Origin of the sequence: Pseudoroseicyclus sp. CXY001 (genome assembly GCF_041714655.1) — a bacterium.
Classification (GTDB): domain Bacteria; phylum Pseudomonadota; class Alphaproteobacteria; order Rhodobacterales; family Rhodobacteraceae; genus Pseudoroseicyclus_A.
Window position 1 is genome coordinate 2,627,838 of sequence record NZ_CP168219.1, and the last position, 21,052, is coordinate 2,648,889.

At 70.5% G+C, this 21,052-nt stretch carries 21 protein-coding genes, 1 tRNA gene and 1 pseudogene; 10 read left to right on the forward strand and 13 right to left on the reverse strand.

The window, feature by feature from the left end; all coding sequences use genetic code 11:
• Positions 1 to 14 precede the first annotated feature (14 nt).
• Positions 15 to 1,940 carry a monovalent cation:proton antiporter-2 (CPA2) family protein gene (locus ACAZ03_RS12835; RefSeq protein ID WP_373354144.1) on the forward strand — a complete coding sequence of 642 codons (1,926 nt, stop codon included), beginning with the start codon at positions 15 to 17 and terminating at the stop codon, positions 1,938 to 1,940.
• An 11-nt stretch (positions 1,941 to 1,951) separates the two neighbouring features.
• Here ACAZ03_RS12835 and ACAZ03_RS12840 read toward each other — a convergent pair whose 3' ends face one another.
• The 7 genes and pseudogenes from ACAZ03_RS12840 to ACAZ03_RS12870 all read right to left on the reverse strand — a co-directional run bounded on the left by ACAZ03_RS12840 (position 1,952) and on the right by ACAZ03_RS12870 (position 6,935).
• Positions 1,952 to 2,605: a hypothetical protein gene (locus ACAZ03_RS12840; protein WP_373354146.1), complete on the reverse strand. Its 654-nt coding sequence runs from the start codon at positions 2,603 to 2,605 to the stop codon at positions 1,952 to 1,954.
• Between the two features lie 6 nt (positions 2,606 to 2,611).
• Positions 2,612 to 3,223, reverse strand: coding sequence for a d(CMP) kinase (locus ACAZ03_RS12845; RefSeq protein WP_373354148.1), 612 nt, complete (start codon positions 3,221 to 3,223; stop codon positions 2,612 to 2,614).
• Between the two features lie 31 nt (positions 3,224 to 3,254).
• Complete coding sequence (locus ACAZ03_RS12850) at positions 3,255 to 3,749, reverse strand: hypothetical protein (RefSeq protein ID WP_373354149.1); 495 nt, start codon at positions 3,747 to 3,749, stop codon at positions 3,255 to 3,257.
• Between the two features lie 115 nt (positions 3,750 to 3,864).
• On the reverse strand, positions 3,865 to 5,229 hold the full coding sequence (gene aroA, locus ACAZ03_RS12855; RefSeq protein ID WP_373354151.1) for a 3-phosphoshikimate 1-carboxyvinyltransferase: 1,365 nt from the start codon (positions 5,227 to 5,229) through the stop codon (positions 3,865 to 3,867).
• Positions 5,230 to 5,355: 126 nt separating this feature from the next.
• Positions 5,356 to 5,655 carry a putative quinol monooxygenase gene (locus ACAZ03_RS12860; protein ID WP_373357081.1) on the reverse strand — a complete coding sequence of 100 codons (300 nt, stop codon included), beginning with the start codon at positions 5,653 to 5,655 and terminating at the stop codon, positions 5,356 to 5,358.
• A pseudogene (locus tag ACAZ03_RS12865) lies at positions 5,641 to 6,363 on the reverse strand (tRNA (guanine(46)-N(7))-methyltransferase TrmB); the annotation flags it as partial. The pseudogene ACAZ03_RS12865 and the gene ACAZ03_RS12860, both read right to left, overlap by 15 nt.
• Before the next feature lie 68 nt (positions 6,364 to 6,431).
• Positions 6,432 to 6,935, reverse strand: coding sequence for a YbjN domain-containing protein (locus ACAZ03_RS12870; RefSeq protein WP_373354153.1), 504 nt, complete (start codon positions 6,933 to 6,935; stop codon positions 6,432 to 6,434).
• A gap of 294 nt (positions 6,936 to 7,229) precedes the next feature.
• On the opposite strand from ACAZ03_RS12870, the gene ACAZ03_RS12875 reads away from it, so the two are divergent.
• The gene (locus ACAZ03_RS12875) at positions 7,230 to 8,261 is read left to right on the forward strand and encodes a M42 family metallopeptidase (RefSeq protein WP_373357082.1); all 1,032 of its coding nucleotides are present in this window, start codon (positions 7,230 to 7,232) and stop codon (positions 8,259 to 8,261) included.
• A 25-nt stretch (positions 8,262 to 8,286) separates the two neighbouring features.
• On the opposite strand, the gene ACAZ03_RS12880 is transcribed toward ACAZ03_RS12875, so the two are convergent.
• Positions 8,287 to 9,123, reverse strand: coding sequence for an EamA family transporter (locus ACAZ03_RS12880; RefSeq protein ID WP_373354155.1), 837 nt, complete (start codon positions 9,121 to 9,123; stop codon positions 8,287 to 8,289).
• Positions 9,124 to 9,229: 106 nt separating this feature from the next.
• Here ACAZ03_RS12880 and ACAZ03_RS12885 point away from each other — a divergent pair, with 106 nt between their 5' ends.
• Positions 9,230 to 10,096 (forward strand): LysR substrate-binding domain-containing protein, encoded by an 867-nt coding sequence (locus ACAZ03_RS12885; RefSeq protein ID WP_373354156.1) that lies wholly within the window; start codon positions 9,230 to 9,232, stop codon positions 10,094 to 10,096.
• Between the two features lie 6 nt (positions 10,097 to 10,102).
• On the opposite strand, the gene ACAZ03_RS12890 is transcribed toward ACAZ03_RS12885, so the two are convergent.
• Positions 10,103 to 10,354 (reverse strand): accessory factor UbiK family protein, encoded by a 252-nt coding sequence (locus ACAZ03_RS12890; protein ID WP_373354158.1) that lies wholly within the window; start codon positions 10,352 to 10,354, stop codon positions 10,103 to 10,105.
• Between the two features lie 98 nt (positions 10,355 to 10,452).
• Here ACAZ03_RS12890 and lgt point away from each other — a divergent pair, with 98 nt between their 5' ends.
• Positions 10,453 to 11,349, forward strand: a complete 897-nt coding sequence (lgt, locus tag ACAZ03_RS12895; RefSeq protein ID WP_373354159.1) for a prolipoprotein diacylglyceryl transferase — start codon at positions 10,453 to 10,455, stop codon at positions 11,347 to 11,349.
• Positions 11,346 to 12,395: a class I SAM-dependent methyltransferase gene (locus tag ACAZ03_RS12900; RefSeq protein ID WP_373354161.1), complete on the forward strand. Its 1,050-nt coding sequence runs from the start codon at positions 11,346 to 11,348 to the stop codon at positions 12,393 to 12,395. Before lgt ends, ACAZ03_RS12900 begins: the two co-directional genes overlap by 4 nt.
• Before the next feature lie 2 nt (positions 12,396 to 12,397).
• Here the strand turns inward: ACAZ03_RS12900 and ACAZ03_RS12905 are convergent, their stop codons facing one another.
• Positions 12,398 to 14,839: a heavy metal translocating P-type ATPase gene (locus ACAZ03_RS12905; RefSeq protein ID WP_373354162.1), complete on the reverse strand. Its 2,442-nt coding sequence runs from the start codon at positions 14,837 to 14,839 to the stop codon at positions 12,398 to 12,400.
• 77 nt (positions 14,840 to 14,916) lie between these two features.
• Here ACAZ03_RS12905 and cueR point away from each other — a divergent pair, with 77 nt between their 5' ends.
• Entirely contained in the window at positions 14,917 to 15,303 is a 387-nt protein-coding gene (gene cueR / locus ACAZ03_RS12910; protein WP_373354164.1) for a Cu(I)-responsive transcriptional regulator, read from the forward strand.
• Here the strand turns inward: cueR and ACAZ03_RS12915 are convergent.
• Together ACAZ03_RS12915 and ACAZ03_RS12920 are read right to left on the reverse strand one after the other, a co-directional pair.
• Positions 15,300 to 16,142, reverse strand: coding sequence for a sulfite oxidase heme-binding subunit YedZ (locus tag ACAZ03_RS12915; protein WP_373354165.1), 843 nt, complete (start codon positions 16,140 to 16,142; stop codon positions 15,300 to 15,302). The genes cueR and ACAZ03_RS12915 overlap by 4 nt on opposite strands.
• 115 nt (positions 16,143 to 16,257) lie before the next feature.
• Positions 16,258 to 16,344: transfer RNA gene (locus ACAZ03_RS12920), tRNA-Leu, on the reverse strand.
• A 335-nt stretch (positions 16,345 to 16,679) separates the two neighbouring features.
• Here ACAZ03_RS12920 and ACAZ03_RS12925 point away from each other — a divergent pair.
• The 4 genes from ACAZ03_RS12925 (at position 16,680) to ACAZ03_RS12940 (ending at position 20,576) form a co-directional block, all read left to right on the forward strand.
• Positions 16,680 to 17,411, forward strand: a complete 732-nt coding sequence (locus ACAZ03_RS12925; protein ID WP_373354166.1) for a LytTR family DNA-binding domain-containing protein — start codon at positions 16,680 to 16,682, stop codon at positions 17,409 to 17,411.
• Positions 17,404 to 18,093, forward strand: coding sequence for a lipoyl(octanoyl) transferase LipB (gene lipB / locus ACAZ03_RS12930; protein WP_373354168.1), 690 nt, complete (start codon positions 17,404 to 17,406; stop codon positions 18,091 to 18,093). Before ACAZ03_RS12925 ends, lipB begins: the two co-directional genes overlap by 8 nt.
• A gap of 215 nt (positions 18,094 to 18,308) precedes the next feature.
• Positions 18,309 to 19,985 (forward strand): cytochrome c oxidase subunit I, encoded by a 1,677-nt coding sequence (gene ctaD / locus ACAZ03_RS12935; protein ID WP_373354170.1) that lies wholly within the window; start codon positions 18,309 to 18,311, stop codon positions 19,983 to 19,985.
• Positions 19,986 to 20,576, forward strand: a complete 591-nt coding sequence (locus tag ACAZ03_RS12940) for a DUF2244 domain-containing protein (protein ID WP_373354171.1) — start codon at positions 19,986 to 19,988, stop codon at positions 20,574 to 20,576.
• Positions 20,577 to 20,580: 4 nt separating this feature from the next.
• Here ACAZ03_RS12940 and ACAZ03_RS12945 read toward each other — a convergent pair whose 3' ends face one another.
• Positions 20,581 to 21,039, reverse strand: a complete 459-nt coding sequence (locus ACAZ03_RS12945; RefSeq protein ID WP_373354172.1) for a GatB/YqeY domain-containing protein — start codon at positions 21,037 to 21,039, stop codon at positions 20,581 to 20,583.
• Positions 21,040 to 21,052 lie beyond the last annotated feature (13 nt).

Here is a 21,052-nt window from a genome sequence, read left to right on the forward strand (position 1 = left end):
GCAACATCACCGGCATGGATTCCCTCCTCCTTCAGGCCGTCATCTATCTCGCCGCCGCGGTCATCGCGGTGCCGCTCTCGGCGCGGCTCGGGCTTGGCTCCGTCCTCGGCTATCTGGCCGCCGGCATCCTGATCGGCCCGGTCTTCGGCCTCGTCGGATCGGAGAGCGAAGACCTCCGCCACGTCGCCGAATTCGGCGTCGTCATGATGCTCTTCCTCATCGGGCTCGAGCTGGAGCCCAAGGCGCTCTGGGACATGCGGCACAAGCTGATCGGCTTCGGCGGTCTGCAGGTCGGGCTCACCGCCGGCGCCGTGGCCCTGGCGATGATCTGGGGCGGCGGCCTGCCCTGGCAGCAGGGGCTCGCCATCGGCTTCATCCTCGCGCTTTCCTCCACCGCCATCGTCCTGCAGACGCTCGACGAGAAACGGCTGATGCAGACCGCGGGGGGCCGAAACGTCTTCTCCGTCCTCCTCACGCAGGACATCGCGGTCATCCCGCTCCTCGCGCTCCTGCCGCTCCTTGCCTTCGGCTCCGGCGGGCGGGTGGCGCTGGCGCCGGACGGATCGCTCCAGCATGTCGAGGCCGAGGAGGCGCATGCCACCGCGCATTTCCTAGAGAACATGCCCGGCTGGGGAGTGACGCTCGTCACGCTCGGCATCATCGGCGCCATCCTGCTCGCCGGCATCTACGGGGCCCGCCCCGTCTTCCGCTACATCCACCAGGCCCGCCTGCCGGAGATGTATACCGCCCTCGCGCTCCTCATCGTCGTCGGCATCGCCGTGCTCATGGGGGCCGTCGGGCTCTCCCCCGCGCTCGGCACATTCATGGCCGGGGTCGTCCTCGCCTCTTCGGAATTCCGCCACGAGCTCGAGAGCGACATCGAGCCCTTCAAGGGGCTGCTCCTCGGGCTCTTCTTCATCACCGTGGGCGCCGGTTTCTCGGTCAATGCCTTCCTGAACGAGCCGCTCCTGCTCCTGGGCCTGACCTTCGGGCTGATGGCGCTCAAGGGCGCCGTTCTCTACATCCTCGCCCGGATCTTCCGGCTGGAGAGCCGCGACCGCTGGCTCTTCACCCTGTCGCTGGCACAGGCGGGGGAGTTCGGCTTCGTCCTCGCCTCGTTCAGCCTGGCGCAGAACGTGCTGCCGCCGATCTACGAGCAGCGGCTCAACATGGTCATCGCGCTGTCGATGCTGATGACGCCGCTCCTCTTCATCCTCTACGAGCGCCTCGCGAGGCGCGGCCCCGGCGAGGCGGCGGGCGAGCCCGACGAGGTGGAGGATCAGGGCCCCGTCATCATCGCCGGCATCGGCCGCTTCGGGCAGGTGGTGAACCGCCTCGTGCGTTCCGCCGGCTTCGAGACCGTGGTGCTCGACAACAACATGGCGGCCATCGAGACGATGCGCACCTTCGGGATGCGCACCTGGTTCGGCGACCCGACGCAGCCCTCGGTGCTGAATGCCGCCGGGCTCATGCATGCCAAGGTGCTGGTGGTGGCGCTGGACGACCGCGCCTCGGCGCTCCGCCTCGTGCGCCACGCGCGGCGCCAGCGGCCGGACCTGCACATCGTCGTGCGCGCCTATGACCGGGTGCATGCCTACCAGCTCTACCACGCCGGCGCGAACGACATCGTGCGCGAGCTCTTCGATTCCTCGCTCCGGGCCGGGCGCTATGTGCTCGAGCAGATGGGCCTGTCGGACTGGGAGGCCTCGGAGGCCGAGATGACTTTTTACCACCACGACCGGCACAACCTCCGCGAACTGGCGGAGCTGTGGAAGCCCGGCGTGCCGGTGGCCAACAATCCCGACTACGTCACCCGCGCCCGCGAGCTGGATACCGAGATGGAGACATCGCTCATGTCGGGCATCGCCGCCAACAAGCAGGCCGAGGCGCCGCCGATGGGCTACCGATCGAAGGTCGGCGAGCGCGACCGGCGGGGCTAGAGCCCCACCCGCTAGAGTTCGACGGGTCGGCCCACCTGCACCGCCCGGCCCTGAAGCACGAGCGTCGCGGAGGCGATGCGGCCGGCGGCCAGAAGCGCCTCGGCCCGCGCCCGGCCTGATGCCAGCGCCGTGGTCCGCGCCGCCTCCGTCAGCTCGGGCACGGCGCGGGTCACGAGACGCCCCTGCAAGGGGGCGGTGAGGATCCCCTCGGCCTCCACGATCACCGCATCGGCGATCTCTACCGCCGCCGCCTCGGCCGCCGCCGCGCTTGCGGCCAGCACCGTCACCGCATCGGCGATGCCCGCCGAGCCCGCCCGCCCGCGCCAGCCGGCGGAGGCCATGCCCCCGACCCCGGCCCGCGCCGAGATCATCGCATCCTCGGCGATGCCGGGCACCTTGATGACCAGCCGCGGCCCCGGCGTCAGATAGAGCGCCTTCACCGCGCCCACGATCACCACCGCTTTGGTGAGCCCCGCCCCGGGGAGCCTTGCGGCGAGCGCGTCTGCCAGCGGCCCGTCACCGGCCTCCCCAGCCTCCGCGAAGGTCGCCTCGACCCGCGCGAAGGCCTCCGCCAGCGCCGCCTCCGGCCCGGAGGCCTCCACCACCGCCTCGCGCGGCCCGTCCTTCAGGAAGAGCCGCCGGCCCTCGCGTGCGCTCTGCAGCACCGCCGGTCAGCCCGGCAGGCGCGCCGCCACATGTGCGGCCGCCGCTTCCACCGCCTCGGCGATGCTCATGAGCGAGGTGTCGAGTTCCAGCGCGTCGGGCGCCGCCACCAGCGGCGAGGTGGCGCGCTCCATGTCGCGCCGGTCGCGGGCATGGACGTCGTCCAGCACATCCGCGAGGCTCTGCCCCGCGCCATCGCCGCCCAGCTCCCGCCAGCGGCGCTCGGCCCGGACCTCGGCGCTGGCGGTGACGAAGAGCTTCACCTCCGCCTCCGGGCAGATCACCGTGCCGATGTCGCGCCCGTCGATCACCGCGCCGCCGTCCCGCCGCGCGAAGCCGCGCTGGAAGTCGATGAGCGCCTCCCGCACCGCCGGGATCGCCGCCACCCGGCTCGCCTCGGCGGAGACCGCCGCCGTCCGCAGCCCGGCCTCCGAAAGGTCGGAGGGGTCGAGCCCCTTCGCCGCCGCCTCCGCCGCCTCGCCCGACAGCGCGCGGCGCGCCACGGCGCGGTAGAGGAGGCCGGAATCGAGATGGGCGAGGCCGAAACGCCGGGCGATGTCGCGCGCGATCGTGCCCTTGCCGGCGGCTGCCGGCCCGTCGATGGCCACCGTGAAGATCATGCCGCCCTGCTGCACCGCGAGGGGCGGCTTGTCAATTCGCCCGCGCCCGCGCCCGGCCCCGCCGCCCGCTCACCGCGAGGAGCAGCACCGCCACCGCCAGAAGTGCGAATTTCGCCATCGTCACCTGCGCCGTGAAGCGCACGGCCGGCTCCGTCACCGGCGCGCCCGCGGCGAAGGCGCGGATCAGCCAGTTCTCGCCGAGGTCGGCCCCCATATAGGCGAGCGCCGCCAGCGCCGCGGCCCACGCGAGCGCCCCGCGGTTCCACCGGAAGGCGAGGAGCGCGAGGAAGAGCCCGAGGCAGATGGGGAAGATCGTGTCGAGCAGGGCGACGGCCAGGGGCCAGATGTCGGTCACGCCCGCCAACCCGGCGAGGTAACCCTCGATCTCGGCCACGCCATAGCCCGTGACCATCAGGTCGGGCGGCGCGGCCCCGGCCGGGCCGAGCACCAGCGCGCCGATGGCGATGAGCCCCAGGTAGTTGATGAGCGCCACAAAGCCGAGCGCCCGCGTGAGCCTCCGTGCCATGGACCTGTCCCCCTCGGGGGTAATCCTGCCCCGGCGTCAATCGCCCTGTCCAGCCGGAAGGGCGCCGGGGGCGGCGGCGGCAGACCCGCTGCCTCCCTTTTCCGCAGGGGCGGGCTCAGGCGTCGGCCGGCTCCGCCTCGCGGGCGATATCGGCGCCAAGCCCCGCCATCAGCGGCTCGAAGATGGGGAAGGAGGTGGCGATCGGCCCTCCGTCATCGAGCCGCATGGGCTTTTCGGTCGCGAGGCCCATCACCATGAAGGCCATGGCGATCCGGTGATCGAGCCGGCTCTGCACGGTCACGCCGCCCGTGACGCCGCCCATGCCGCGGCCATGGACGATCCACCAGTCCTCGCCCTCCTCGACCTCGACGCCGGCGGCGCGGAGGCCCACGGCCATCGCGTCGATCCGGTCGCTTTCCTTCACCCGCAGCTCCTTGACGCCCCGCATCACCGTTTTCCCCTCGGCGAAGGCGGCGACGACGGAGAGCACCGGATATTCGTCGATCATCGAGGCGGCCCGCTCCGGCGGCACCTCGATGCCGCGCATGGCGGGCGAGAAGCGGGCACGGAGGTCGGCGACGGGCTCGCCGCCCTCCTCCCGTTCGTTCTCGAAGGCGAGGTCGGCCCCCATCTCGCGGAGCGTCGTGTAGAGCCCGGCCCGCGTCGGGTTGAGCCCGATGCCGGGGATGAGCACGTCCGATCCCTCGGCGAGGAGCCCAGCGCAGACCGGGAAGGCGGCGGAGGACGGGTCGCGCGGCACGGCGATGGTCTGGGGGCGAAGCTCCGGCTGGCCGGTCAGCGTGATGATCCGGCCCTCGGCGCTCTCCTCGACCGAGAGTTCCGCGCCGAAGCCGCGCAGCATCCGCTCGGTATGGTCGCGCGTCGCCTCGGGCTCCACCACAACCGTCTCGCCCGGGGCGTTCAGCCCGGCGAGGAGCACGGCGGATTTCACCTGCGCGGAGGCGACCGGCAGCGTGTAGCGCACCGGCCCGGGGCTCCGCGCGCCCTTCAGCACCAGCGGCAGCCGGCCACCGGCGCGGCCATGCGCCTCGGCCCCGAAGAGCGCCAGCGGCTCGGTGATCCTCCCCATCGGGCGGGAGCGGAGCGAGGCATCGCCGGTGAAGGTCGCGGCAATCGGCGTCGTCGCCATGGCGCCCATGACGAGGCGGACGCCCGTGCCGGAATTGCCGTAGTCGATGACATCCGCCGGCTCGCCGAAGCCGCCGACGCCCACGCCATGGACGGACCAGGCGCCCGGCCCGTGCCGCGTCACCTCGGCACCGAAGGCGCGCATCGCGGCGGCAGTGTCGAGCACGTCCTGCCCTTCGAGAAGGCCGGTGACCTTCGTCTCGCCGACGGAGAGCGCGCCGAGGATCAGCGAGCGATGCGAGATCGACTTGTCGCCGGGCACCTCGGCCGTGCCGGAGAGCGGCTTGCCCTTCCGGGAGATCATCGGGATCGGGTCACCATGGGCGGACATCGGGGGCCTCCTTTGCCCGGCGGTTCTAGACCGGCCGGCGGGGGAGGTCCAAAAATTTTTCCTCGAAAAATTTTGGCCGAAAATTCTTCTAAAGAAGAATTCTGGTCTCCGCCCCCCCGGGGGCCGTCAGTCCAGCCCAGTGACCTCGAACTCCCCGCCGACACCCTTGGCGGCTTCCGCCCAGGGCGTCGCCTCGCTCCGCGCCTGATGGGCGGAGAAGGCGGCGGCGTCGGTGAAGACCTCCTTCACCTGCCAGACCAGAGGGTCGTCGGTCGGCGTCACCTCGAAATGGAGACAGCCCGGCTCGGCGCGGGAGAGGCGGATATGCTCCGGCAGCGCGGCTCGCACCAGGGCAGCCTCCGCCTCGCCCGCACAGATCAGCCGGCCTTGCAGCCGCACCGGCGCCGCGCCCCTGAGGAACGTCATGTAATGCGGCGGCCGGCCCTCGCGGAGCGCCTTCTGCTCGTAGCGGGTCGAGAGCCAGTCGTCCCAGGGGCTGCCGATCGGGTGATCCACCCGGGTGAAGCCGACCTTCGGCACCTCCGCCAGCGTCTGGGTCACATAGCTCGGGATATCCGTCGCCACACGGAACTCGGCCCCCGGCGCCATCGCCCGGTGGAGGAGCGCCAGATAGCCCTCCGTCACGAAGCGGCGCCGGTGGTGGCGGCGCTTCGGCCAGGGGTCGGGATAGTTGAGGAAGGCCTTCGAGACGCTCCCCTCCGGCAGCACGTCGAGGAGGTCGCGCACGTCGCCGGGATGGATGGTGAGGTTCTCCACCCCCGCCGCCCGGATCTTGCCGAGGAGCATGGCAATGCCGTTGACGAAGGGCTCGGCGCCGAGGATCTGCACCTCGGGATAGCGTGCCGCCATGTGCACCAGATGCTCGCCGCCGCCGAAGCCGATCTCGAGCCAGACAGGTCTGTCTGCGAAGAGCCCGGCGAGGTCGAGCGGCGTGCGGGAAGGGTTCTCCTCACGGGTCACGCCTCGGAGGGTCAGCTCATCGAGGTCGCGGGACAGCGCCTCCTTCTGCGAGGCGCGGAGCGTCTTGCCGTGGATGCGGCCGTAGAAGTTGCGCCAGGGCTCCCCGTCGGGGCCTTTCTCGCGCGCGTCGGAACTGTCATCTTTGTCGGCCATGGCCCGGCCCTCTAGCAAGGGCCGGGCGGCCGGGCAATGAGGGGCCCGCCCTGGCGGGCCCTTTCCCGTCAGGCGCGCCCGTAGGCCTCGGCGATGGCGACCTGCAGGGAATCGGCGGGCGTCCGGTCTGTCCAGCTCACGAGCTGGAAGGCCGGATAGAACCGCTCGCAGCTCATGACGGCGGCGCCGATCATCGTGTCGATCTGCTCGGCGCTGGCCACTTGATCGCCGGCGAGGACCAGCCCGTAGCGCCAGACCATCAGGTTCTGCTCGGCCCACCAGGCGAATCCGCCGGCCCAGCACATGTCGTTGACGCGGTTGAGAAGATCGTACATCGCCGGAAGCCGCGCCTCGGGCGGCTCCATCTCGAAGGTGCAGATCAGCCTGAGCGTCTGGTCATAGGCCGACCAGGCGAGGGTGATCGAATAGGTGCGCCACTGGCCCTCGACGGCCATGGCGATCTGATCGTCGGCGATCCTGTCGAACTCCCAGTCATGGTGCTCGGCAAGGTGTTCGACGACGTCGATCGGGTCGATCTCGTCTGCCTCGAAATACTGCTCGGAAAGCGTCATGGCGGCCTCATCTGGTTTTCTAGCGCAGGGGCGGCCAGCCGCCTCTAGCGCTATGTGCCTGCTCTACGGGAGGTGAGAGAGCTCCCCTCCCATACGAGATATGGTTGCAGGGGGCTCCGGCGGCTGTCCAGCAATTTCGTGGGGATATCTCGGATATTTTGGGGAGGATGCGAAATGAGGCACCGGATGCTGTGGGTAACCACAAGCATCCCGGCGGCACGCTTGACCCTGCGCGGCCCCGATGCAGGATCGCGGCCGAATCCCGACCTTGAGGAGACCCCCATGACTGCCCCCCTGAACCTCGATCTTCTGAAAGAGCTCTGCGAGACCCCGGGCGTCCCCGGCCATGAAGAACGGGTGCGCGACCTCATCGCCCGCGAGGCGGAGGGGCTCTTCGACAAGATCACCACCGATCCGATGGGCTCGCTCCATTGCGTCCGCAAGGCGGCGGCCGAGGGCGCGCCGAAGGTCATGCTCCTCTGCCACATGGACGAGATCGGGTTCCTGGTGAACCACGTCTCCGACAAGGGCTTCCTCTATGTGCAGCCCGTCGGCGGCTTCGATCCGCGCAACCTCTTCTCCCGCCGCGTGCTCGTCTGCACGGCGGAGGGCGATCTCAAGGCGGTGATGAACCCCGGCGGCAAGCCGGTGCACATCGCCTCCGCCGAAGACCGCAAGAAAATCCCCGAAATCAGCGAGTTCTTCATCGACACCGGCCTCGGCGCGGCGGCGAAGGACAAGGTGCAGGTCGGCGATTACGTGGTGATGGACGAGCCCTTCCTCGAGCTCGGCGACAAGGTCGTCTCGAAGGCGCTCGACAACCGCATCGCCTGCTGGCTGGGGCTGGAGGCGATCCGGGCGCTCGGCGACGCGGGCCGCGGGGCGGAGGTGCATGTCGTCTTCACGGTGCAGGAGGAGGTCGGACTCCGCGGTGCGCGGACGGCGGCGTTCCGCGTGCAGCCCGACATCGGGCTCGGCATCGACACGACGCTCGCCTGCGACACGCCCGGCGTGCCGGACCAGGACCGGACGACCGAGCAGGGCCGCGGCTTCGGCCTGCATCTGCGCGATTCGAGCTTCATCGCCGACAAGGCGCTGGTGGGCGAGATCGAAGCGGTGGCCAAGGCGAAGGACATCCCCTTCCAGCGCACCATGCTTCGCGCCGGCGGCCAGGACGGCGCCGCCGCCCAGCAGTCCGCGGCGGGCGCCCGGGCGGTGGGGATCGTGGTGGGGACGCGCTACATCCACACGGTGACCGAGATGGCCGACAAGGCCGACCTCGCAGCGGCCCGCGACGTGCTCGCGGCGTATCTCGAGTCGCTCTGACGACAGCGCCGCCCCGGGGCGGCCACTAGAGCCGCGTCAGCACCACGCCGCCGGCGATTAGGCCGGCGGCCACCCAGCGCCACGGGCCGACCGGCTCGCGCAGGACGAAGGCGGCGATCAGCGTCGCGAAGAGGATCGACGATTCGCGCAAGGCCGCGACGAGCGCCAGCGGCGCCTGGGTGAAGGCCCAGACGGCGATCCAGTAGGCGCCGAGCGACATGGCCCCCGCCGGCACCCCGGTGCGCCAGGCTCGCACCAGTCCCCGAAAGGCGGCGCGGCCGCAGGTGAGCCCGGCGGCGGCGGCCATCAACACCGTGTCGACAAGCACCATCCAGAGCACGAAGCCCGAGGCGGTGCCGGCCAGCCGTGCCCCCACCCCGTCGGCCAGCGTGTAGCTGGCGGTGAAGCCGGCGGTGGCCAGCGCGTAGAAAAGCGCCCGCCCCCTGAGCGGCGCGCTCGCCCCCCGGAGCGCCATCAGCAGCACCCCGGCGGATATCGCGGTGATGGCGGCAAGTTCGGTGATCCCGAAGCTGGCGCCGAGCCAGAGGGCAGAGACGACCATCACGATGAGCGGCGCCGTGCCGCGCGCCATCGGGTAGGCCATGCTCAGATCGGCATGGGCATAGGCCTGCGCCAGCATCAGCTTGTAGCCGGCGTGGAGCGCACCGCCCGCCAGCACCCAGGGCCACGCCTGGGCGGCCGGGAGGGGGACAATGAAGAGCAGCGGCAGCGCGATGGCCCCCTGCACCAGCGCCAGAAGCAGCATCGGAGCCGGGCCGCCGGCCGCGCGCTTGATGACGGCGTTCCAGCCGGCATGGAGGAGCGCCGCGGCCAGCACGGCGAAGAAGACATGCGGCGCCATGTCAGCGGGTGGTCCGGGGGAGGTCATGTGCCATGCCGCTCTCCTCCCCCATTGCGGGGCCGAGGAAAAACGAGGATATCTTCAGGCATCTGTGAGGAAATCGCACATGAAGCGCGGCGCCCTGCCCCTCAATGCCCTCCGCGCCTTCGAGGCGACCATGCGCCACGGGCAAATGGGGCTTGCGGCGGCGGAGCTGGGCGTGACGCACAGCGCCGTCTCCCGGCAGGTGCGCGGGCTGGAGGGGGTGCTGGGGGTCCGCCTCTTCGACGGGCCGCGCAACCGGCTGGTGCCGTCAGAGGCGGCGCGGGCGCTCCACCCGGCCCTCAAGGAGAGCTTCGACCGGATCGAGGCGGCGGTGGCGCGCATGATGCGGGCAGAGCGGCAAGCGCTGGATGTCTCCTGTACCTCGACGCTGGCGATGCGCTGGCTGATCCCCCGGCTCTTCGGCTTCCAGGTGGCGCATCCCGAGATCGAGATCCGGCTGACGGCGGCGGACGGTCCGGTGGATTTTGCCACGGCCCCCTTCGACCTCGCCATCCGCGTCGGCCCCGGCCCCTGGCACGGCGCCGAGGTGACGGAGCTCTTCGCCGATTGCTCCGGCCCCGTGGCCCGGCCCGACCTCGTGGAGGGGGCGAACACGCCAGCGCAGCTTCTCGCCCTGCCCCGCCTGCACACCAGGACCCGGCCCAGCGCCTGGAGCGAGTGGTGCCGGGCGCGCGCCTGGCCGAAGCCGGGCCCCGAGGGGCGGCACTTCGAGCATTTCTATTTCATGCTGGAAGGGGCGCGCGCCGGCCTTGGCGTGGCCATCGCGCCGGAGGTGCTGGTCTGCGAGGATCTGGCGTCAGGCCAGCTCGCCGCCCCGTTCGGCTTTGCCGACACCGGGCGCCGCTACGTGGTGCTGAGCCGGCCCGGCGCGCCGCGGGCGGCGGCCATCTTCACCGGCTGGCTGGCGGCGGGCGCGGGCGCGCCCTGAGCCGCCTTATTCGCCGGCGTGCTTGCCCTCGAGCGCCGCGACGCGGGCCTTGAGCGCCTCGTTCTCCTCGCGGGCCTTCTGCGCCATGGCGCGGACGGCCTCGAACTCCTCGCGGGTCACGAAGTCGCGGTCGGCCAGCCAGCGGTCGACGAGGCCATTGAAGGCCGTCTCCGCCTCCGTCCGCGCGCCCTGCGCGACGCCCATGGCGTTCGACATCAGCTCCGAGAGGTCGTCGAAAATCTTGTTGCGGGTCTGCATCTTTGCCCTCCATCTGTCCCCCCTCATATGGTCCGGCCCCAGCGCTGCCGCAAGGGCGGGCGATTGACAGAGGCCCGGCGGCGTTGGAGGAAGGCCGCATGAACGGCATCCCCTTCCCCGACATCTCGCCCGATGTCTTCTCGATCGAGCTCTTCGGGATGACCCTGGCGCTCCGCTGGTACGCGCTCGCCTATATCGTCGGCATCCTGATCGGCTGGCGGATCCTCGTCGCCGCGCTTCGCCGCCCCCGGCTCTGGTCCGGCCCGCCGCCCATGCAGCCGGCAGAGACCGAATCGCTCCTCACCGCCGTCGTCCTCGGCGTCATCGCGGGCGGGCGGCTCGGCTTCGTGCTCTTCTACCAGCCCGCCTATTACCTCTCCAACCCGCTGGAGATCATCCGCATCTGGGATGGCGGCATGTCCTTCCACGGCGGTTTCCTCGGCGTGGTCATCGCCGTCTCGATCTTCGCGCGGCAGCACAGGGTGCCGCTCTCGGCGCTGGCGGACCTCGTGGCGATGACGGCGCCGGTGGCGATCTTCCTCGTCCGCTGCGCCAATTTCGTGAACAACGAGCTCTGGGGCCGGCCGACGGATCTGCCCTGGGGCGTGGTCTTCCCCGGCGAGGCGGCGCAGGATTGCGGCTCGACGCTGCTTCTCTGCGCCCGCCACCCCTCGCAGCTCTACGAGGCGGGGCTCGAGGGGCTCGTGATGGGCACGATCCTCATGCTCGCCGGCTTCCGCTGGGGCGCCTTGAAGCGCCCCTGGACGATTTTCGCGATGTTCCTCGTCATCTACGGCACCTCGCGGTTCCTCCTCGAATTCGTCCGCCAGCCGGATGCGCAATTCGTCTCGGAGGGCAATCCGCTCGGCCTCGCGCTCCATTGGGGCGGCTACGGGCTGACGATGGGCCAGCTCCTGTCGCTGCCAATGGTGCTCTTCGGGATCTGGCTCTTCGGCTTCGCGCGGGCCCGGGCGCGGCGCCGGGCCGCCCCGTGACGCCGCTCGCCGAGCGCCTGGTCGCCCGGATCGCCCAGACCGGCCCCATGACCATCTCCGACTACATGGCGGAGTCGCTCTTTCACCCCGAGCATGGCTATTACGCCACCCGCCCCGGCATCGGCCGGGGCGATTTCACCACCGCGCCCGAGGTCAGCCAGATGTTCGGCGAGCTCCTCGGCCTGACGCTCGCCGCCACCTGGGCCGCGCAGGGGCGGCCGGGGCGCATCGTCCTCGCCGAGCTCGGCCCGGGGCGGGGGGTGCTGATGGAGGATGCGCTGCGTGCCACCCGCGCCGTGCCGGGCTTCCATGCGGCGGCGGAGGTGCATCTGGTCGAGGCCTCGCCGGTCCTGCGAGAGGAGCAGGCGCGGCGCCTGCCCGGCGTCACGCATCATGCGCAGGTCGCCTCGCTCCCCGAGGGGCCGCTCTTCGTGATCGCCAACGAGTTCTTCGACGTGCTGCCGATACGCCAGTTCCTCCGCCGGGGGGAGGGCTGGGCGGAGCGGGTGGTGGGCGTCCGCGACGACGCGCTGACCTTCGGGCTGACGGAGCCGGGGCCCGTCGGCGCCCTCGCCCACCGGCTCGGCGACACGGAAGAGAACCAGATGGTCGAGCTCTGCCCCGCCGCTCCCGGCATCGCCGCCGAACTGGGCCGGCGGATCGCGGAGCATGGCGGCGCCGCGCTGATCCTCGATTACGGCGATTGGCATTCCCGGGGCGACACCTTCCAGGCGATCGAGGCCGGCGCCAGGGCCGACCCGCTCGCCAATCCCGGCCAGGCCGACCTGACGGCGCATGTGGATTTCGAACCCATCGCCGCGGCCGCCGCCCCGGCCCGGGCCACGCGGCTCGAGACGCAAGGGGCGTTCCTCGAGCGGCTCGGCATCACCGAGCGCGCCCGGGCACTCGTTGCCGCCGGCGGCGATGCGGCGGAGATCGCCGCCGCCCATCGCCGGCTCGTCCACCCGGACGAGATGGGCGGGCTCTTCAAGGTGCTCGGCCTCTACCCGGACGGCGCCGCGCCGCCGCCCGGGCTGGAGGCCTGAGGTCAGAGCTTCACTGACCGCAGCCGCAACGCATTGCCGATCACCGAGACGGAGGAGAGGCTCATCGCCGCCGCCGCGATCACGGGCGAGAGCACGATCCCGAAGAACGGATAGAGCAGCCCGGCCGCCAGCGGCACGCCCGCGGCATTGTAGACGAAGGCGAAGGCGAGGTTCTGGCGGATGTTGCGCATCGCCGCCTCCGCCAGCCGCCGGGCGCGCAGGATGCCGGCGAGGTCGCCCTTCACCAGCGTGATCCCGGCGCTTTCGACGGCGACATCGGCGCCGGTGCCCATGGCGATGCCGACATCGGCCGCCGCCAGCGCCGGCGCATCGTTCACCCCGTCACCGGCCATGGCGACCGAGAGCCCCTCGCCTTGCAGCCGCGCGATCAGCGCCGCCTTGTCCTCCGGGCTCGCCTCGGCGGCGATCTCGTCGATGCCGAGCCGCTTGGCCACCGCCTCTGCCGTGGCGCGGGCGTCGCCCGTCGCCATGACGAGGCGCAGGCCCTCGGCCCGGAGCGCCGCCAGCGCCTCGGCGGCGCCCTCCTTCACCCGGTCGGCGACGGCGATGAGGCCGAGCGCCCGGCCGTCGGCGGCGATGTAGATTGCCGTCTTGCCCTCGGCCTGCAGCCGGGCTGCGGTCTCGGTGAGCCCGCCCGGCTCGACCCCCTCGCCCTTGAGGAGCGCCGCATTGCCGAGGGCCACCCGGCGGCCGGCGATGGTCGCGGTGACGCCCTGGCCGGTGACGGCGGCGAAATCCTCCGCCGGCGGCAGGGAGAGGCCCTGAGCTTCCGCCCCGGCGAGGATCGCCGCGGCCAGCGGATGCTCCGAGCCGCGCTCCAGCGCCGCGGCGAGAGTGAGGAGGTCGGCCTCCGCCTCGCCCTCCACCGGCACCACGTCGGTGAGGCTCGGGCGGCCCTCGGTGAGCGTGCCGGTCTTGTCGAAGACGAGCGCGCCGGTGGCGGCGAAGCGCTCCAGCGCCTCGGCATCGCGGATCAGCACCCCGGCATGGGCACCCCGCCCTGTTGCCACCATGATCGACATCGGCGTCGCGAGGCCGAGCGCGCAGGGGCAGGCGATGATGAGCACGCTGACCGCGGCGACCACGGCGTGGGAGAGCCCCGGTTCCGGCCCGAAGACCATCCAGAGGAGGAAGGCGAGCAGCGCGATGCCCACCACGGCGGGCACGAAGTAGCCGGCCACCCGGTCGGCCAGCGCCTGGATGGGGGCGCGGCTCCGCTGCGCCTTGGCCACCATCTCGACGATCCGCTGCAGCGTGCTGTCGGCACCGACGGCGCCCACGCGCATCAGGAAGCTGCCGGAGCCGTTGCTCGTGCCGCCGGTGACGGCGGTGCCGGGGGCCTTCTCCACCGGAATCGGCTCGCCGGTCAGCATGCTCTCATCGACGCTGGAGCTGCCTTCCGTCACCTCGCCATCCGCCGGCACCGTCTCGCCGGGGCGGACGCGGAGGATGTCTCCGGTCTTGAGCGAATCGAGCGGCACGTCGCGCTCGCCCTCCTCCGTCACCCGCCGTGCGGTCTTGGGGGCGAGCGACATCAGCGCACGGATCGCGTCGCCCGTCCGCTCGCGGGCCGAGAGCTCCATGATCTGGCCGACGAGGACGAGAACGAGGATCACCGCCGCCGCCTCGAAATAGACGGGCACCATGCCGCCCGGCCCCCGCATCGCCTCGGGGAAGGCGCCGGGCGCGAGAAGCGCGACGATGGAGAAGATCCAGGCCGCCGCGGTGCCGAGGCCGATCAGCGTCCACATGTTGGGGCTGCGGTTGGTCACCGAATTCCAGGCGCGGCGGAAGAACGGCCGGCAGATCCAGAGCACCGGCGTCGCCAAAGCTGCCTGCACCCAGCCGAAGGCGCGATGGCCGATCCAGTCGGCGAAGGGAAGGCCGAGATGGCTGCCCATTTCGAGCACGAAGACCGCTGCCGCGAGCGGCGCCGCGATCCAGAGCCGGCGGCGGAAATCGGCGAGTTCGGGATTCGGGCCCGCATCGGCCGAGGGCATCATCGGCTCCAGCGCCATGCCGCAGATCGGGCAGTCGCCGGGATGGTCCTGCACGATCTCGGGGTCCATCGGGCAGGTGTAGAGCGCGCCTTCGGGCGCGGGGGCCGGCGCCGGGCGGCCCGAGGCGAAGGCCTCCGGCTCGGCCGTGAAGCGCTCTTCGCAGCGCGCCGAGCAGAAATAGTGCTTCTGGCCCTCGTGCTTGACCATGTGCCGGGCGGTGGCGCGGTCGACGCTCATGCCGCAGACCGGGTCCTCGGCGGAGAGATACTCCTCCGGCGCCGCGACGAACTTGTCCCGGCAGCCCGCGCAGCAGAAGTGGAAGACGCGGCCCCCGTGTTCGGCCTGGGGTTTTCCGGCGTCGGGATCGACGGTCATCCCGCAAACGGGGTCGCGGGTGACGGGCGGCAGCGAATCGGGGCTCATGCGGCACCTTCTGGTCAGATCGGGCAGGACCCGTTAGATAGGGCTTCCAGTCACTGGAAGGTCAAGGAGGCACGGCCATGAATATCGGCGAAGTGGCGGAGGCGAGCGGCCTCCCGGCCAAGACGATCCGTTATTACGAGGATATCGGCCTGATCCGCCCGGCGCGGGGCGGCAACGGCTACCGCGTTTTCTCCGACGCGGATCGGCACAAACTGATCTTCCTGACCCGGGCGCGCGGGCTGGGCTTTTCGGTCGCCGAATGCCGGACGCTCCTGTCGCTCTACGAGGACAAGTCGCGGGCCAGCTCCGATGTGCGCGAGCTGGCCGAGGGCGCGCTGACCCGGATCGAGGCGAAGATGGCCGAGCTTCAGCAGATGCGCGGCGCGCTGAGTGAGCTCGTCCACCGTTGCCACGGCGACACGCGGCCCGACTGCCCGATTCTCGAGGGTCTCGCCAGCGCCTAGACCCGATTGCGCAGCCAGGCCGCGGCCGTGATGGCGAGGCCCAGCGCCGCCACCTTGTAGACGGGCGTCACGCCGAGGAGGAAGCTGACGTTCAACGACAGCGTGAATGCCGGATCGGCATCGAGAAGCCACCAGGGCATCAGGGCTTCGGCCGCCAGCGTCACCGCCGCCGCGACGGCGGTGAGGGCGAGCAGCGCCCCCGGTGCGGTGCCGCGCCGCCGCGCCTCCAGCCAGCGCCAGCCCATGAGCCAGGCGAAGCAGCCCAGCACGAGGAAGGGCATCCCGGCGAAGGAGCCGGGCGAGAGCAGGAAGTGGATCACCGCCAGCGTGGTGACCGGATAGGTCCACCAATGCAGCCGCCGCCAGCCCGCCCCCATGGCGCGCACGGCGGCATCGAAGCTGGTGGCGCCGAGCGCGATCAGGCCGATGAGCGCCAGCGTGGCGAGGATCAGCGACAGGCGGGTCACCACCTCGGTGCCGATCTCCGCCCAGTTCCAGAAGCGCAGCCAGAAATAGATGACCAGATGGGCGATGGTGTAGAGCAGCGCCGCGACACCGATCATCCGCCGAACCTGCAGGAGCCGGCCCCAGCGCAGGATTCGCCGGGCGGGCGTGACGGCGAGGCTCGCGAGCAGCACCCAGATCGCCCAGACGCCGGACCAGTAGGTCAGGTCGGCCTGCGGCACCATCCAGATGCCCTTGTTCCATTCCAGCAGCATCCAGCCCGCCGGGTAGAGCAGCGCCAGGAAGACTGCGAGCTTCAGCGGCGACAGGCGCCCGTCGGCGCCGGTCCAGGGCATCCACCGCAAGGCGGTGGCTCGGCTCGGATTGCTGTGCATGGGCCTCCCCCCGCGACACATCTGTCGAGCGGCAAGGATGCAGGTTCCAGCGGCGGGAAGGTCAAGCCTGTCCTTGAGGAAGGCGGCAGCCCCCCGAGGGGGAGCCGGCAAAGACTGGTGCGGTCGAGAAGACTCGAACTTCCACGGGAGTTACCCCACAGCGACCTCAACGCTGCGCGTCTACCAATTCCGCCACGACCGCACTGTCTTGGCTGGTGCGCGGCTCTCTATCTAAGGGCGCGGGGGATGTGAAGAGGGAAAGCGGCGGCGCGGGGAGATTTCGCCATGGCGCCCGGCACAGCCCTGCCGGTGCCCTGCCCGGGCACGGCGCCAACCCCGGCCCAGCGCCCCTGTTGCGCCCTCACCACTCCGTGACCTGACGTTGCGGAATGCATCGAACGTTGCTTGCGGCGCGGGCCAATGTCTATGTCTGTGAACATCTCGATCCCAGACAGGTCTCGCCCATTGACGGTTCCCACCCCCCGCGCCCTTCCGTTGCGCCTTGCGCTTCGTGAAACGAAGGATGCGGTCTTTTCAATGCGGTCGCTGAGCGTCGTGACGGCGCTGGCGGTGATCTTCACGATCGTCGCGCCCTTCGAGACGGATGTCCTGCTCCAGCCGCCGGCGCGGTTCGGATACTGGCTCGTCGTCGTCATGCTCTCGGCCGTCGCGGGCAAGCTGGCGCATGCCTATGTCCATTGCCGCGCCCCCGATCTGCCGCCGGCCCGGCTCGCGCTGGCAACGGCGATCCTGACGACCCTGATGGTCTTCGGCGGCGTGGTCTTTCTCAACGGAATCTATTTCGACATCTGGCCCGGCGCGCCGGATTACGAGCGCGTGCTGCTCGTCAATGTCGGCGGGGTGACCTTCCTCCTCAGCCTCGCGCTCAGCTATGTGGAGGAGACGCGCCACCAGCCCCCGCCAGCTGAAGCCCCGCCGGCGCCGCCCCGGCTTCTCGACCGGCTTACGCCCGAGGCGCAGGGCGAGCTCGTTTCCATCTCGGTGAAGGATCACTATGTGGTGGTCACCACGACCCGCGGCTGCGAGCAGATACTCATGCGCCTTCGCGATGCCATCAGCGAGACCGGCGACACGCCGGGCCTCCAGATCCACCGCTCCCACTGGGTGGCCCTGCCCCAGGTGCAGGCCGTCCGCCGCGAGGGCGCGCGCGGCGTCGTCATCCTGCGCGACGGCCGCGAGCTGCCGGTGAGCCGCACCTATCTGCCCGATCTGCGCAAATCCGGCCTCCTGTCGTCGCCCCATGGTTGAGTGGCGCACGAGCGAGGGCCTCGTGCCCTACGAGATGGCGCTGGCCGAGATGGAGGCGCGAGCGACCGCCATCGCCGAGGGCCGCGCGGAAGAGCTCGTCTGGCTCCTCGAGCATCCGCCCCTTTACACCGCCGGCACCTCGGCGCGGGCGGAGGACCTGCTCGACGCGCGTTTCCCCGTCTTCGAGGCGCGGCGCGGCGGGCAATACACCTATCACGGGCCAGGCCAGCGGGTCGCCTATGTGATGCTCGACGTCGGCCGCCGCGGCCGTGACGTCCGCGCCTTCGTCGAGGCGCTGGAGGCCTGGATCATCGGGGCGCTCGCCGCCTTCAACGTCACGGGCGAGGTCCGCCCGGGCCGCGTCGGCGTCTGGGTCCCCCGGCCGGACAAGCCGCCCCTGCCGGACGGCTCCCCGAGGGAGGACAAGATCGCCGCCATCGGCATCCGTCTGCGCAAATGGGTATCGTTCCACGGGATCTCGATCAACGTGGAGCCCGACCTCGGCCATTTCAGCGGCATCGTGCCCTGCGGCATCTCGGGCCATGGCGTCACCAGCCTCGTCGATCTCGGCCTGCCGGTGACGATGGCCGACCTCGACCTGGCACTCCGCACAAGTTTCGCCGCGGTGTTCGAGGAGGGGCCGGCGGCCCTGCGGGAGGCCGAGGGAAAGGCGGCGGACTAGCGGCCGGACGGCCCCGCGAGGGTCGCTCAAGCCCGCCCGCGAGGGCCGCTCGAGCCGCCGTTTCCCGCTGCGCGCCGCCGCCCGGGGTCCGCCCGTTTCCCCGCGGCCGAACGGACCGGCGAAATCTTGCCCTTCCGCGCCCCACGGACTAGAAGCCCCAAAAGAGAGTCCGGCGCGGCGCCCGTGCCATCCCATGTATTCGCAGGAGCACCCCCATGGCAGATGCGGCCATCCACGGATCGGAGCACCACGACGAGCGGGGGTTCTTCACCCGCTGGTTCATGTCCACCAACCACAAGGACATCGGGATCCTCTATCTTGTGGTCTCCGGCGTCGTCGGCTTCATCGCCGTGCTCTTCACCGTCTACATGCGGCTCGAGCTGATGCACCCGGGCGTCCAGTTCATGTGCATGGAAGGCATGCGGATCTTCTCCGCCGCCGATCCGGGCACCTGTACGCCGAACGGCCACCTGTGGAACGTCATGATCACCTATCACGGCGTCTTGATGATGTTCTTCGTCGTCATCCCGGCGCTCTTCGGCGGCTTCGGCAACTACCTGATGCCGCTGCAGATCGGCGCGCCGGACATGGCCTTCCCGCGCATGAACAACCTCTCGTTCTGGATGTATGTGGCGGGCGTCTCGCTCGGCATCGCCTCGCTCTTCGCCCCCGGCGGCGACGGGCAGCTCGGCTCGGGCGTCGGCTGGGTGCTCTACCCGCCGCTCTCCACCAGCGAGCCCGGCATGTCGATGGACCTCGCGATCTTCGCCGTGCACCTCTCCGGCGCCTCGTCGATCCTCGGCGCCATCAACATGATCACCACCTTCCTCAACATGCGCGCCCCCGGCATGACGCTGCACAAGGTGCCGCTCTTCGCCTGGTCGATCTTCGTCACCGCCTGGCTGATCCTTCTGGCCCTGCCCGTGCTCGCCGGCGCCATCACCATGCTGCTGACGGACCGCAACTTCGGCACCACCTTCTTCCAGCCCTCGGGCGGCGGTGACCCGATCCTCTACCAGCACATCCTGTGGTTCTTCGGCCATCCGGAGGTCTACATCATCGTGGTGCCCGGCTTCGGCATCATCTCCCACGTGATCGCCACCTTCAGCCGCAAGCCGATCTTCGGTTACCTGCCGATGGTCTACGCCATGGTCGCCATCGGCGTGCTCGGCTTCGTCGTCTGGGCGCACCACATGTACACGGTCGGCATGAGCCTGACGCAGCAGAGCTACTTCATGCTCGCCACCATGGTCATCGCCGTGCCGACGGGCGTGAAGGTCTTCAGCTGGATCGCCACGATGTGGGGCGGCTCGGTGGAGTTCAAGACGCCGATGCTCTGGGCCTTCGGCTTCCTCTTCCTCTTCACCGTGGGCGGCGTCACCGGCGTCGTGCTCTCCCAGGCCGGCATCGACCGCGCCTATCACGACACCTACTACGTCGTCGCACACTTCCACTACGTGATGAGCCTCGGCGCCGTCTTCGCCATCTTCGCGGGCATGTATTTCTACTTTCCGAAGTTCACCGGCAAGATGTACCCCGAATGGGCCGGCAAGCTGCACTTCTGGGCCATGTTCATCGGCGCGAACCTGACCTTCTTCCCGCAGCACTTCCTCGGCCGTCAGGGCATGCCGCGCCGCTACATCGACTATCCCGAGGCCTTCGCCTTCTGGAACCAGATCTCGTCGATCGGCGCCTTCATCGCCTTCGCCTCCTTCGTGTTCTTCATCGTGGTGACCTTCTGGGTGCTCTTCGCCGGCAAGCGCATCACCGTGAACAACCCCTGGAACGAATGGGCCGACACGCTGGAATGGACCCTGCCCTGCCCGCCGCCGGAGCATACGTTCGAGACGCTCCCCAAGCAGTCGGACTGGGACAAGAGCCACGCGCATTAAGTGCCCTACGCCTGGGTAAGGGATTTCGAGGCGGCCCCGGATGCATCATCCGGGGCCGTTTCGCATCAAAGCCACGCGCAGGGCGACCCGCCCTGCTGCGAGCTCACGCTCTGGCCGAACAATTCGCTCGCCCCCTCCGGCTTCGTCACCTTCATCGTCGCGACCACCGCGCTGATGACGCTGCCGCTGATGGCGCTGCTCGGCACGCCGGTGCTCTGGGTGCTGCTGGCCTTCCTGCTCGCGGCCCTCGCCGGCATCTGGTGGGCGCTGCGCGCGAATGCCGCCACGCGCGAGCGGCTGAGCGAGCATCTGCGGATCTGGGAGGACAAGCTGCACCTCACCCGGCGCGACCCGTCGGGCGTCGAGCTGAGCTTCGAGGCGAATCCCTACTGGGTCGAGGTCAAGCTCCACAAGGCGGGCGGCCCGAGCGAGGATTACCTGACGCTGAAGGGGGCCGGCCGTGTGGTGGAGCTCGGCGCCTTCCTCGCGCCGGAGGAGCGGCGGCAGCTCGCGGGGGATCTGGAGCTGCGGCTCGCACGCGTGCGCCACGGGGCGCGGCCGGCGGGGCGTCAGCCGCCGCCGGAAGGGTGAGGGCTCAGCCGAGCCGCGCCTTCACCATGGCACCGACCTTGCCGAAATCCATGCGGCCGGCATAGCGGCCCTTCAGCTCGGCCATGACCTTGCCCATGTCGCGGATGCTGTCGGCGCCGACCTCGGCGATCGCGGCATCCACGGCGTCTTCCGTCTCGGCCTCGCCGAGCGGCTTCGGCAGGAACTCCTCGATCACCTTGACCTCGGCCTCTTCCTTGCCGGCCAGCTCGACACGGCCGGCCTCGGCATAGGCCCGGGCGCTCTCGTGGCGCTGCTTGACCATCTTGCCGAGGATGCTGGTCACTTCGGCATCGGAGACACCGCCGTCCTCGCCCTCGCCGCGGGCCGCGATGTCGCGGTCCTTGATCGCGGCGTTGATGAGGCGGAGCGTCGAGAGGCGATCCGCCTCCTTCGCCCGCATGGCATCCTTGAGCGCCACATTGATGCGGCTGCGCAAATCCATATGGTTCGGTTCC

What these genes read in the sequence shown, in the direction of transcription:
- ACAZ03_RS12835 (WP_373354144.1), top strand. Translation starts at nt 15, where the DNA reads ATGGATTCCCTCCTCCTTCAGGCCGTCATCTATCTCGCCGCCGCGGTC.
- ACAZ03_RS12845 (WP_373354148.1), bottom strand. Translation starts at nt 3,223, where the DNA reads ATGATCTTCACGGTGGCCATCGACGGGCCGGCAGCCGCCGGCAAGGGC.
- ACAZ03_RS12850 (WP_373354149.1), bottom strand. Translation starts at nt 3,749, where the DNA reads ATGGCACGGAGGCTCACGCGGGCGCTCGGCTTTGTGGCGCTCATCAAC.
- aroA (WP_373354151.1), bottom strand. Translation starts at nt 5,229, where the DNA reads ATGTCCGCCCATGGTGACCCGATCCCGATGATCTCCCGGAAGGGCAAG.
- ACAZ03_RS12860 (WP_373357081.1), bottom strand. Translation starts at nt 5,655, where the DNA reads ATGACGTTCCTCAGGGGCGCGGCGCCGGTGCGGCTGCAAGGCCGGCTG.
- ACAZ03_RS12870 (WP_373354153.1), bottom strand. Translation starts at nt 6,935, where the DNA reads ATGACGCTTTCCGAGCAGTATTTCGAGGCAGACGAGATCGACCCGATC.
- ACAZ03_RS12880 (WP_373354155.1), bottom strand. Translation starts at nt 9,123, where the DNA reads ATGGCGCCGCATGTCTTCTTCGCCGTGCTGGCCGCGGCGCTCCTCCAT.
- ACAZ03_RS12885 (WP_373354156.1), top strand. Translation starts at nt 9,230, where the DNA reads ATGAAGCGCGGCGCCCTGCCCCTCAATGCCCTCCGCGCCTTCGAGGCG.
- ACAZ03_RS12890 (WP_373354158.1), bottom strand. Translation starts at nt 10,354, where the DNA reads ATGCAGACCCGCAACAAGATTTTCGACGACCTCTCGGAGCTGATGTCG.
- lgt (WP_373354159.1), top strand. Translation starts at nt 10,453, where the DNA reads ATGAACGGCATCCCCTTCCCCGACATCTCGCCCGATGTCTTCTCGATC.
- ACAZ03_RS12905 (WP_373354162.1), bottom strand. Translation starts at nt 14,839, where the DNA reads ATGAGCCCCGATTCGCTGCCGCCCGTCACCCGCGACCCCGTTTGCGGG.
- cueR (WP_373354164.1), top strand. Translation starts at nt 14,917, where the DNA reads ATGAATATCGGCGAAGTGGCGGAGGCGAGCGGCCTCCCGGCCAAGACG.
- ACAZ03_RS12915 (WP_373354165.1), bottom strand. Translation starts at nt 16,142, where the DNA reads ATGCACAGCAATCCGAGCCGAGCCACCGCCTTGCGGTGGATGCCCTGG.
- ACAZ03_RS12925 (WP_373354166.1), top strand. Translation starts at nt 16,680, where the DNA reads ATGCGGTCGCTGAGCGTCGTGACGGCGCTGGCGGTGATCTTCACGATC.
- lipB (WP_373354168.1), top strand. Translation starts at nt 17,404, where the DNA reads ATGGTTGAGTGGCGCACGAGCGAGGGCCTCGTGCCCTACGAGATGGCG.
- ctaD (WP_373354170.1), top strand. Translation starts at nt 18,309, where the DNA reads ATGGCAGATGCGGCCATCCACGGATCGGAGCACCACGACGAGCGGGGG.
- ACAZ03_RS12945 (WP_373354172.1), bottom strand. Translation starts at nt 21,039, where the DNA reads ATGGATTTGCGCAGCCGCATCAATGTGGCGCTCAAGGATGCCATGCGG.